Annotated in this window: 11 protein-coding genes and 1 rRNA gene; 9 read left to right on the top strand and 3 right to left on the bottom strand. The window is 40.6% G+C overall.

Going from position 1 to position 10,967, the window contains the following annotated elements; all coding sequences use genetic code 11:
- From rrf to EGV92_RS14110, 6 genes are all read left to right on the top strand, one after another.
- Positions 1–99 (top strand): 5S ribosomal RNA (gene rrf / locus EGV92_RS11640); the annotation flags it as partial.
- A 147-nt stretch (positions 100–246) separates the two neighbouring features.
- A complete protein-coding gene (locus EGV92_RS11635) occupies positions 247–822 on the top strand; it encodes a hypothetical protein (protein WP_131669446.1) in 576 nt (191 codons plus the stop codon).
- A gap of 110 nt (positions 823–932) precedes the next feature.
- Positions 933–2,117: a hypothetical protein gene (locus tag EGV92_RS11630; protein WP_131669445.1), complete on the top strand. Its 1,185-nt coding sequence runs from the start codon at positions 933–935 to the stop codon at positions 2,115–2,117.
- Positions 2,118–2,213: 96 nt separating this feature from the next.
- Positions 2,214–3,011, top strand: a complete 798-nt coding sequence (locus EGV92_RS11625) for a hypothetical protein (RefSeq protein WP_131669444.1) — start codon at positions 2,214–2,216, stop codon at positions 3,009–3,011.
- 66 nt (positions 3,012–3,077) lie between these two features.
- A complete protein-coding gene (locus tag EGV92_RS14115) occupies positions 3,078–3,464 on the top strand; it encodes a restriction endonuclease (RefSeq protein ID WP_207401796.1) in 387 nt (128 codons plus the stop codon).
- Between the two features lie 63 nt (positions 3,465–3,527).
- Complete coding sequence (locus tag EGV92_RS14110) at positions 3,528–3,848, top strand: hypothetical protein (protein ID WP_207401790.1); 321 nt, start codon at positions 3,528–3,530, stop codon at positions 3,846–3,848.
- 80 nt (positions 3,849–3,928) lie between these two features.
- Here the strand turns inward: EGV92_RS14110 and EGV92_RS11615 are convergent, their stop codons facing one another.
- Positions 3,929–4,189, bottom strand: coding sequence for a DUF1289 domain-containing protein (locus EGV92_RS11615; RefSeq protein WP_131669443.1), 261 nt, complete (start codon positions 4,187–4,189; stop codon positions 3,929–3,931).
- Positions 4,190–4,330: 141 nt separating this feature from the next.
- Here EGV92_RS11615 and EGV92_RS11610 point away from each other — a divergent pair, with 141 nt between their 5' ends.
- From EGV92_RS11610 to EGV92_RS11600, 3 genes are all read left to right on the top strand, one after another.
- Positions 4,331–4,936: a YqiA/YcfP family alpha/beta fold hydrolase gene (locus tag EGV92_RS11610; protein WP_131669442.1), complete on the top strand. Its 606-nt coding sequence runs from the start codon at positions 4,331–4,333 to the stop codon at positions 4,934–4,936.
- 138 nt (positions 4,937–5,074) lie between these two features.
- A complete protein-coding gene (gene parE / locus EGV92_RS11605; protein ID WP_131669441.1) occupies positions 5,075–6,964 on the top strand; it encodes a DNA topoisomerase IV subunit B in 1,890 nt (629 codons plus the stop codon).
- 190 nt (positions 6,965–7,154) lie between these two features.
- A complete protein-coding gene (locus EGV92_RS11600) occupies positions 7,155–7,802 on the top strand; it encodes a lysophospholipid acyltransferase family protein (RefSeq protein WP_131669440.1) in 648 nt (215 codons plus the stop codon).
- A gap of 70 nt (positions 7,803–7,872) precedes the next feature.
- Here the strand turns inward: EGV92_RS11600 and budC are convergent, their stop codons facing one another.
- Both budC and EGV92_RS11590 read right to left on the bottom strand, forming a co-directional pair.
- Positions 7,873–8,658 carry a meso-2,3-butanediol dehydrogenase gene (gene budC / locus EGV92_RS11595; protein ID WP_242678711.1) on the bottom strand — a complete coding sequence of 262 codons (786 nt, stop codon included), beginning with the start codon at positions 8,656–8,658 and terminating at the stop codon, positions 7,873–7,875.
- Positions 8,659–9,004: 346 nt separating this feature from the next.
- Positions 9,005–10,615: a mechanosensitive ion channel gene (locus EGV92_RS11590; protein WP_131669439.1), complete on the bottom strand. Its 1,611-nt coding sequence runs from the start codon at positions 10,613–10,615 to the stop codon at positions 9,005–9,007.
- Between the last annotated feature and the right edge of the window lie 352 nt (positions 10,616–10,967).

Genomic DNA, 10,967 nt, shown 5'->3' with positions numbered 1-10,967 from the left:
ACGATGGAACCACCTGATCCCTTCCCGAACTCAGAAGTGAAACATCGTAGCGCCAATGGTAGTGTGGTTCGCCCATGTGAGAGTAGGTCATCGTCAGCTCCCTATACCTAAAAGCCCCCTTGACTTAGCTGTTAAGGGGGCTTTTCTTTGAGCATAAAAAAGCATTAATATGATATTGCTATATTCAATGCTCTTTAGCCATTATCCTAATCATTATTTTATTTGTTTAAATACTTAGAGGTTAAAATGGCTGGTCAGGCTTTTGGACATGACTATAAAATGGAATGGCTCGAGCAAGAAAGATTTAAGCAAGAAAGCTCAGTAGAAAATTGGATATATATTGGAGCTGATGTCAAACGTTTAGATATGGCTAAGGTTGGATTAACTACAGGCTTACTAGTAACAAGAGCAAGTTGTAGTCAGAATCCTTTTTATACTTTACTTTGTGGTTTTAAGATTAAGTATGGTGTCGAGCCAAGAAAGGTTCACCAAATTGAAGCAGCTGTCATAGAGTTTCTAGATAATACTTATGAACGCATTAATCATTATAATACTAATAGACCTTCTGAATGGTTCTTTATTGAGCCTTCTAGAATGCGAATGCTAGTTCACGATTTCCTTTACAACAATTTTAATCAATGTATGCATTGCTATTATTGTTCTGAACGCAATATTGGTGTTATTTATTCTTGGGAAAATAAACAGCTACTCGAAGGTACTACTCGAACCCCATATCGAGCTGACGATTTAAGTTCTCTGCTTGTTGATCCAGACTGTTATATGCAAGGCGGCTGTGGTAAAGATTGTGATTGTTGGGACTAACCATAAGTGAGTTGTAATAAAAAATAATGAGCGCATATTGTCTGAGTCAGGTTGTTTTCGCTACAACCCAGTTACAAACACGAGCTTAGGCATCAAGTAGAGAGTATCATATGTCCGAAGGTTTAACTGAATCAGAAAAATTCGTAAACTCTATAAGTGAAAAAGCTTTTCTTAATCTTTGGACGCATCCGAATCCAATCGGCAAAAAAGAAAAAGAGCTGTGCGACTGTTTAATCGTCTGTGGTAATCATATTATCATTATTTCTGTAAAAGATATTAAGTATAAAGATACAAGGGATGAAGCAGGCTTTAAAAGGTGGACTAAGGCTGCGATAGATAAATCGGCTTCTCAAATATGGGGTGCTGAAAGATGGCTAAGTTCTTCAGTTGAATTCACTAGGCATGATGGCCGAAAAGTAGAATTGCCATCAAAAGTGGATCGAATTGTACACCGTATATCAGTATCACTTGGAGCACAACGAAAAATACCTACAAAATCTGGTGATTTGGGGTATGGAGTCGTACATGTCTGCGATGAGTTTAGTCTTGGAGCCATTTTTGGTCTATTGGATACGATCACAGATTTTGTCAGTTTTTTGACTGAAGTTGAGGCTTTAATTAGCAGAGTTAATATAGTTTTCAGTGGTGGAGGAATAGAAGACTTACTAGCAATCTATCTATTAAATAACTATTCATTTCCTTATGAAGAAGCTAATTTCCAAATAATTGATGATACAGTTTTTGAAGGATTTATAGACTCCGATGATTATAAAGCAATGCAAGAGTCATATAAAGTCTCTTATTTTTGGGATAATTTAATAGAGCATTTTGTTAAGGATTTGCTGACAGATGGTATATTTGAGTACGGAACAAATCAGATAACTAATAATCAGATGGCACTTATTCAAATGGCGCTCCAACCCCGTGTCTCTCGAGCCAATCTGTCAGAATCTTTCTTAGAGTTCTTACAAAAACCAGAATTGAAAATCTCCTCAAGAGTAGTCTTGGGCCATAATAATATAGCGTTTGTATTTCATCTAGGGCCGAGTAGTGATAGAGAATTAAGGATTCAAGAGCTAGGTTTAAGATGCTTAGTCGTAAGAGGTCGAGTTCCCAATGTCAAAATTGTAGTTGGTATATCCAGAGATAAACTAGGTCCATCAGAGGTTGGTTATTCTCATGATATTGTTTATGTAGACATACCAGATTGGGATGGCAATCTCGAAGAACAAGTTACTAAAATACAAGAGGAACTAGGCTACTTTGCAAATGCATCTTGGACTAAGAGGCTATAAAATATCTAAAAAGGTACTAATATTTAAAAAATTTCCACTTCGCTCTAAATTGCTCTACTATTAGAGCGTGAATAATTCGAGAGAGTATTATCATATATGTTGGGTAAAATATTAAATAAAATTTTTACAGATGTTATTTGGCCAAAATGGTTAGGATTTATATCAAAATCAGATAGCCCGAAAATATGGAAGAAAGTATTCTGTACAACTGCAATTCAAACAAATACTTTTTCTAAAAATCTGGCTGAGGAAATATCTAAATCGCCGTCTGTTGTTCGTTTGATGCTGAATACTTTTAAACCGGATAGAAAGTTTCCATCTGCAGAAGATTATGCTATTAGTATCGCTTATGAGCTAATACAAAAAGATTATGATTTTTGTTTTGAAGAGAAAGTTGAAACTTGGCAAATTAGGAATTTTTCTGCCGCTGTACGTCTAGCGTGGCTGAACACTATCAATGAAAACCCAATTTTAAAAGCAAGATTTAAAGACATTAGAGATAAGCATCCTTCAGAGTTTATGTTAGAAGATGCATCATGTGACACGAGTTTTGATAGCATTTTACAAAACCCAAATAAGCTAAGAGAATTATATTTTAGAAGCTTTACAACACCTGATAAAACAGAAGAAGTGATTGTCTGGTTACCTAATGAATATGGTGTAGTGGAATGGAGTTCGGATAAAAAAATCATTGTTAAAGTCGGTTTGAATGCTTCGCTTGGAGCTGATTTGGGTTTTGTAAGAGTTGGACAAGATTATTCATTATCCGATACAAGCAACGAAGTTGAATGGCTTCAAGTAGCCTATCGCGACGACATTAGAGCTATAGAAACAATGAACTTTGGTAGTAGAAGTGTAGGTTGTGCGACAAATCATATTTTATGGTGTAAATAGTTAAAAAACTTTTGAATAAGAGAAGCTATGAGCAAAAAAACATCTTGGTTCTAATTCCAAGAAGATATAAAAGATCATTTCAATTCGTTAGGAGCTGACGCAGAAACAAACATTAGAGTTCAAGGTGTGCGAACTTGTCATGACATAGATGTACTCGTTAAAACTAGATTATTGGATGAATATATTACTTGGGTTGTAGAAGCGAAGCATTGGAAGAGTAAAGTAACTAAGGCCCAAGTGTTAATACTAAGGTCTATTGTAGATGACATTGGTGCAGATCGTGGATTCATTATATCTGTAGCAGGATTTCAAAGTGGAGCCTTTGAAGCAGCTAATAATACTAATGTAAAACTCAAAACCTTTAATGAATTGAAGGTTGATACCAAGGGGCTGATTGAAGCCGAAATTTTAAAGACGTATCATAAGAGACTTTCATTTTTAGAAGATAGGTAGTGGTCACATTTTAAAAGATTGAAAATTAAATATGGATTACGTCACCACGCAGCAGATTATTCAATGCAATTTACTGGTCAGCAGCTACTGACAATTGCACGAACTGCAATCATGGCTGCACAAGATCGTAACTACCTTATAGATTTAGAATCTTTCTTGAAAGATCATAAGGGCGAGAAAGTTGCTCATAATTTCCAGTGGCTTTCAATGTGGCTGAATCTTAATTTAAATCATTTTGATGAAAAGCTACTGATTACTGAGTTGGAAATGTACAAAAACGGTGATTATCAACCTGATACAAAATATAGAACTAGAAATTACGAACAAACTAATACCGAACTTATGACTAAAGCAATTTACAGTACCAAAAAAAAACATCAATAGAGCTAATCATTGTAATTTTACTTTAGCTTATGTTTTCTACGTTGAATTTTTTAAAATACCTGAAACTTTTCTCAGAATACTCAAAACAACTCTCCAGTTTCTCCCTCTTGGCCAAAATCAAACCCCAACTGCTCTGTTTTTCGTCGGCGCAACTGCTCAATTTTCTTTTTTCGGCCAGCGATTAGTCGAAGGACTTCGCGTTTTTGTTCATTGGTCATTTTTAGCCATAGCTGGCGCTCTGTCCGATTGCGCAGGCAACCGAAGCAATAGCCCTTCTTATTGCTCTGGCACACGCCAACGCAAGGGTTTTCGATCTCGAAGAGTTCAATTTGCTCTAACATACGGCCAAGTTACCTGTGATGCCGGATTCGGGCAGGGAAGTGGCTAAGATAGAATAACTCGTCCCTGATTTATCAATATTATCACGATTTAAACCATGATAATCTTTTCATAAAGCCTGATAAGAAAAGGATTGTATTGAAATGAAGATTATTTATGTTCATGGTCTTGATAGTTCAGCCAACTCAATGAAGGGGCTGCTATTGGAGCAGTATTGCCAGCACAATCACCCTGATATCGAGGTTATTCGTCCCGATTTAAACGCGCCGCCATATGATGTTTTTCAGACACTTGTTAAGCTGGTGAGTAGCAATACTGATACTGTATTGATGGGCAGTTCTCTAGGTGGCTATTTTTCCAGCTTAGTCAGTAATCATACTGGCTGTCCTGCTATTCTTCTCAACCCAAGTATTCAGCCGCACGTCAGCTTGCAGCGATTCCTTAAAGGGCAAAACCCAGACAATAAGGCGTCGATTATTTATCAGACGGCAGGTGGCTGGCATATGAGCCTTGCTCACTTACAGTGGTTCGCTGAGCATCAATTAACTCAAGTTGATCATCCTAAGCGCTTGCTAGTTCTTATTAAGGCTGGTGATGAATTACTCAATCCACAGATAGCTACTGATTTTTATCGCTCGCAAGGTGTGGAGGTCATACTACAGCCAAATGGCGATCACCGAATGACGGACTTTGAGCTTCAGCTACCTATACTAATGCAAAAGCTACCAGTACTTAGCGCTCAACGCTAAGAAGTAGCGACATTGGTTGTCGTAAAGGATAATTGAAGACCAATGTGTTAGGCTATATTCGTTATAATGGTCATTATTAATATTACTTATCAGACTACTAGCTACTATAGCGAAGATATAGCAACAAAGGATTAAATCGTGAATCAATATAATGCCCAATCGCTTGAAGTCTTAGAAGGGCTGGAGCCCGTTCGTCGTCGTCCTGGTATGTATACCGATACCACTCGCCCCAATCATCTGGCGCAAGAGGTCATTGATAACTCGGTGGACGAGGCATTAGCAGGGTATGCGAAGACGATTAAGGTGCAGTTGTATGACGATGGGTCGTTATCGGTAGAGGACGATGGCCGCGGTATGCCAACGGATATTCATCCGGAGTTTGGCCAGTCAGGGATAGAGCTAATTTTAACCCGTCTTCACGCGGGCGGAAAGTTTTCTACCAGCAACTATCAGGTATCAGGTGGCTTGCATGGCGTCGGAATTTCTGTTGTCAATGCGCTATCCAAGCGTGTTGAAGTTACGGTATGGCGCGATGGTACACAGTTTGATATGGCATTTGAAAATGGTGCTGCTGTCACTAAGCTGACAGAGTCTGTCAGCTCCAATAAGCGCAAGCGTGGTACGAAGGTTCGTTTTTGGGTTGATGGCTCTTTTTTTGATTCACCCAAGTTTAGTGTTAAGCAGCTCAAGCATAATCTAAAAGCCAAAGCGGTACTGGCAGCTGGCCTTACTATTGAATTTACTGATGATATTAATAACGATAAAGTGGTCTGGCAGTTTACTGATGGCGTTGTTGAATATCTTAACGAGCAGCTAGATGGGCTAGAGACGCTACCGCCTGAACCCTTTTATTTTACTTATGATGCTAAAAAAGATGAGCGTGCAGGTATTACCTTTGCGCTATCTTGGCTCCCTGAAGGGGGAACGCCAATTCAGGAGAGCTATGTCAACCTGATTCCAACTGCGCAAGGGGGGACTCATGTCAATGGTCTACGAACTGGTATCTTAGAAGCACTTCGTGAATTTTGTGAGATTCATAATTTATTACCGCGCAACGTCAAGCTTACCGGTGAGGATGTCTGGGATGGGGTAAACTACATCCTTTCATTGAAGTTCTCTGAACCCCAGTTTTCAGGTCAGACGAAAGAGCGGCTATCAAGTCGTGAGGCAGCAGGAGCAGTGCAAGCTCAAGCTAAGGATGCGTTTAGCTTATGGTTAAACCAGCATGCAGAATTAGGTGCGCAAATAGCTGAGTTGGCCATCTCTAAAGCAGGCAGACGACTGAAGTCTGCAAAAAAAGTCGCTCGTAAGAAGATTACGCAAGGACCAGCGCTTCCCGGTAAGTTAGCAGACTGCCGTGGTAACCTACGCGATGGTGCTGAGCTATTTTTGGTAGAGGGCGACTCAGCAGGCGGTAGTGCTAAGCAAGCGCGCGATCGACATTTCCAAGCGATACTACCACTGCGAGGTAAGATATTAAATACATGGGAAGTCTCCCCTGATACCGTACTCTCTAGTCAAGAGATTCATGACATTGCTATTGCTATTGGTGTGGATCCAGCTTCTGAGGACTTATCTGAGCTGCGCTATGACAAGATCTGTATCTTGGCAGATGCCGACTCCGATGGCCTGCATATTGCTACGCTTATTTGCGCTTTATTCGTCAAGCATTTCCCTGCTTTGGTCGACGCCGGTCACCTGTTTGTAGCGATGCCGCCACTGTATCGTATCGATATCGGTAAAGAGGTACATTATGCGCTTGATGAGAGCGAACTTGAGCACATCTTGAGCAATGTACCAGGCAATAAGAAGCCACAAATTACACGATTTAAAGGTCTAGGGGAGATGAGTGCCGAGCAGCTACGTGACACGACGATGAATCCGGATACGAGGCGCTTGGTCCAGTTGGATATGGATGATATGCACCTGACCAATAGTGTCATGGATATGCTCTTGGCCAAAAAGCGCTCAGCCGACCGAAAGTACTGGCTTGAGACCAAAGGTGACTTAGCAGATATCGTGGTTTGATAGTGTGTTACAGTCAGGTCAATTTTAAACCGATTTAGTGCAATTGAGGTAGTTTTGTTCAGCTTTTGACATGCATTAGCACACAGCCAACAGTAGAAACTTTATCAGTTGCACGCTCACTCTATCGGATTTATTTGTACTCAACTATAGTACTGATTTATTCTATTATTTTGATGTAAAAGAGTCTTTCATGAGCGATACCAAGTCTACCAATCGTAGGCCATTAACCCAACGTAAACTGGGTGATTTAGTCCCTAAAAGAGGCGGAATCATCTCTCCACTACTGGCAAGAAGGATGTTAAAGCTCTTAGGCTGGAAAGTAGTCGGTGATATCCCTAATGTCTCCCAAGCTGTTTTCTTAGCCCTACCTCATACCTCCAATCTTGATGGTCTTTATGCTATTCCGACACTATTAGCTTTAGATTTAGATATCAAAATCATGGGCAAGCAAAGCCTATTTAAGCTGCCTGTTTTTAGAGAGTTTCTGCGCTGGGTGGGTATTATTCCTATCAATCGTGACGCCAAAGGCTCGGTACTACAAGCCAGTATAGACCGATTTAAGACAGGTAAGCCGTTATTCTTAGGTCTATCGCCAGAGGGAACGCGCTCTTATACTGAGACTTGGAAATCAGGGTTTTATTATATTGCAGCAGGGGCTAATGTCCCTATCATTCCGGTAGCTATGGACTATAAAACCAAAGAGGTCCGGTTTATGACGCCAGTTATGCCTACTGGTGATATCGAAGCAGATATGCCTAAGATAGTGCAGCAATATAAAGGTATCGTGCCAAAACATCCTGAGCGATTGTCTAAACCGCTTCAGGATATCAATAAATAGTAACCTATCCATTTGCTCTGGTAACGGCTTATTAAAATATCGACTATCGGCCTATTGTGCTCTAACGCTATTAAAACTCAGGCTGGCCGCTAGAAGCACTGACCCCACCATCGACGGGTAAGTTTACCCCAGTAATCATAGCGGCGTCTTCACTGGCTAAGAAGGTGATTGCAGCCGCTATGTCTTCTGGTGTTGCTAAGCGCTTTAAGGGGCAGCGAGCTAAGTACTTATCGGTCTTATCAATACTTTCTTGAATATTGGTGGTCATGTCTGTTTTGGTGACGCTTGGGTTGACCGCATTGACACGGACACCATCTGCTCCATGATCTAGGGCTAAGGTGCGTGTCAGATTGGTAACCCCGGCCTTTGACGCATTATAGGCAGCCATATTCCAGTCGCCGCCCATGGCAGATACGGAAGAGACATTGACGATGTTGCCTTTAGACTCAATCAGTGTGGGCATAACAGCCTGACAGACATGAAAAGTACCATTAAGGTTGACGTCTATAGCACTTTGCCACTGGCTCTCTGAGAGGTCTGTTATCTTTCCTTGAACAGCCTTACCCGCGTTATTGACGAGCACATGAATGCTACCAAACTTGTTTATGACATGCTCTACCATAGCTTCGACTTGTTGAGGTTGGGTGATGTCGCAAGTTACCGTCAGATGATTGTCTGCATGTATCCAAGTATGATCTTCAGGAAACTGCTTTACAGTATCTTCCAAGGTCTCTGAAGTGCGTCCTACCAGTACGACCTTAGCCCCTTCTTTAGCAAAGCGAATGGCAGTAGCCCGTCCGATACCAGAGCCTGCTCCTGTAACAATGACTGTCTTATCTTTGAAGCGTTTCATCATAACTATTCCTCATTTCGTCTTTCATATTATGTTGGGCATGATCTTATGGTTATAACATATGCTCAGAGGCAACTTAAAGTTATTGTAAATGAATGGTTAACGTTTGACATTATCCGCTTAGTAACAGCTGGACTGAACTCAGCTACTGCTGTTTAACTTATTATCTGACTGTAAGTCCTGTTTATTATTCATCACCTTCACTCTTGGCACTATAGAGCCAATAAAATAGCACGACTGGAGCTATCGACTGGTAGGCAATAAAAAAGACAGCCGAAGCTGTCTTTTTATTATCTAAGGTGATCAATAAATAAGAACTATCGATCACTTAGAGTAGTAAGGATATTATTTATTTTAGATCATCAGAATCAAAGGCACTAGGTGTAGTAGGTGCATTGATGTCTAGATTCTCAGGATCAGTTAAGTCTGAGTCAGTCGTTACTGAGGTATCAGCAGCAGTGTTCTCTGAAGTAACTGTAGTATGGCGAGTGGTTTTTACTTTAAGACCAGTACGCTCTTCATCTATTTTGTCTTGGAACTTACGAAGTAGGCGAGCGGCTGCTTCTTGACCACCAAGGCCGAACGATAGGGCAAAGGCAACGGCCACAGCACCCAAAGTAAGACCAAAAGCAAGGTTGACGATTGAATCAGCAATACCCATAGCTCTTAAGCCCATAGCTAATACCAGACCCATGATAAGGACACGGACGATATTTGCTAGGAATGGTGAGCCTTGTTCTGAGCGCTCAACGATACCAGCGATAAGATTAGCCAGCCAAAAACCGATGAATAAGATGATAGCACCTAGGATAATGTTAGCACCGAAGTCGATGAACATTAGGATAAGGGCGCTGATGGCTTCAAAACCAAGTAAATCTGCAGCAGCAATAGCAGCGAACAACATGGCGAAGAAGACAATAGCATGACCCACTAAGTCAGAAACACGGGTCTCACCCATGGTTTGATCTAGACCAACTTTGGCAGGCAATTGGTTAACTTGAGTGTTTTCAAGGAGGCCTTTAACAATATTGGCAACCATTCGAACCACGAAGAAAGTCACGACTAAGATAGCAACAGCCATCAAGATATTAGGCAATGCTGCCATAATCTTGTTGAGCATATTGGTCGCAGGACGAACAATCGCATCAACTTTAAGTGCTTCTAAAGCGGCTAAAATAGTAGGAATAATGACCACTAAGAACGCTAGCGAACCAGCAATGTTAGGTAGGCTATTTTCATCGCTTAAGCCAGCTTTTGTCGCTAACTCTTGAACATTGAAGGTCGATACTAAATTGACCACGATACCACGGACAACTTTGGCAATAATATAGCCAACAAAGAAGACCACAGCAGCAATAATAATATTCGGAATAAAGCTAAATATCTTATCAACCATATTAGTTAGTGGCGCAAATAAACCGTCAAGCTCAAGCTGACCTAGTACCATCGTTAATACGATAAGTAGGATGAACCAGTACACCATATCAGCAATCGTGGTGCTCATAGGCTTCATACCAGCTTCGGCACTTAAACGCTCATCCATGGTAGTTTTGGATAAGGCAGCATTGAGGGCGGTACGGGCAACAGTCGCGATGACCCAACCTATGACACCTACGGCGATAGCGCCGATTAGGTTTGGAATAAAGGCAAGAACTTGGTTGACCATATTAGCGAAAGGTGCTGAGATTGAGTTAAGATTGAGTTGGCTTAATGCCCCTGAGATGGCAATAATAAATATAAACCAAAACACGATCTTAGAGATAATACCTTCTAGATCATAGGTTTTACCTGTAGAGGAATTCATACGCTGGTTAAGATTAATACGCGCCAGTACATTTCGTACTAAGGCAGCAATACCTAAGGCAACCAACCATCCTAGAACGAAAATCAAAATCGCACCGATGATTGACCCCAGAGGACCCCCGAGGTAGTTGTTAAATGATACAAACATGTTATCCATGTTGTTCTCCTATTATGTAAAGTCATGAAACGAGTGCAGAGTGAAGACTATCCGAACGTCCACGATTATACGAACTTGTTGTTCTAATTAAATGACGAAACTTAAAATTTTACTGATACGTTAAAATATGAAACCTAACTACTTTATTTGTTTCAGGCGCATTACTGCTAACTGCAATGTTACCATAAAGAAAAGTAGGAATTCGTTAATCTCGCCCACTCTAACTAACATCTTGCTAAGATGGAAGTTGGAATACGACATATAGACCATATATCAGATGAAAAACATAATTTTAAGCTTTGTTAATTAACAAAATTATAACATTGTTGTCAACTATTTTGGCAAGCAATAG

It is taken from the genome of Psychrobacter pygoscelis (genome assembly GCF_004335015.1).
GTDB lineage: Bacteria > Pseudomonadota > Gammaproteobacteria > Pseudomonadales > Moraxellaceae > Psychrobacter > Psychrobacter pygoscelis.
Note: the sequence above shows the minus strand (reverse complement) of the source record. Positions and strands in the feature narration are given on the sequence as shown.

Bases quoted from the DNA above. Each gene is read 5' to 3' on its own strand.
- EGV92_RS11635 (WP_131669446.1), top strand. From the start codon at position 247: ATGGCTGGTCAGGCTTTTGGACATGACTATAAAATGGAATGGCTCGAG.
- EGV92_RS11630 (WP_131669445.1), top strand. From the start codon at position 933: ATGTCCGAAGGTTTAACTGAATCAGAAAAATTCGTAAACTCTATAAGT.
- EGV92_RS11625 (WP_131669444.1), top strand. From the start codon at position 2,214: ATGTTGGGTAAAATATTAAATAAAATTTTTACAGATGTTATTTGGCCA.
- EGV92_RS14110 (WP_207401790.1), top strand. From the start codon at position 3,528: ATGCAATTTACTGGTCAGCAGCTACTGACAATTGCACGAACTGCAATC.
- EGV92_RS11615 (WP_131669443.1), bottom strand. From the start codon at position 4,189: ATGTTAGAGCAAATTGAACTCTTCGAGATCGAAAACCCTTGCGTTGGC.
- EGV92_RS11610 (WP_131669442.1), top strand. From the start codon at position 4,331: ATGAAGATTATTTATGTTCATGGTCTTGATAGTTCAGCCAACTCAATG.
- EGV92_RS11600 (WP_131669440.1), top strand. From the start codon at position 7,155: ATGAGCGATACCAAGTCTACCAATCGTAGGCCATTAACCCAACGTAAA.
- budC (WP_242678711.1), bottom strand. From the start codon at position 8,658: ATGATGAAACGCTTCAAAGATAAGACAGTCATTGTTACAGGAGCAGGC.
- EGV92_RS11590 (WP_131669439.1), bottom strand. From the start codon at position 10,615: ATGGATAACATGTTTGTATCATTTAACAACTACCTCGGGGGTCCTCTG.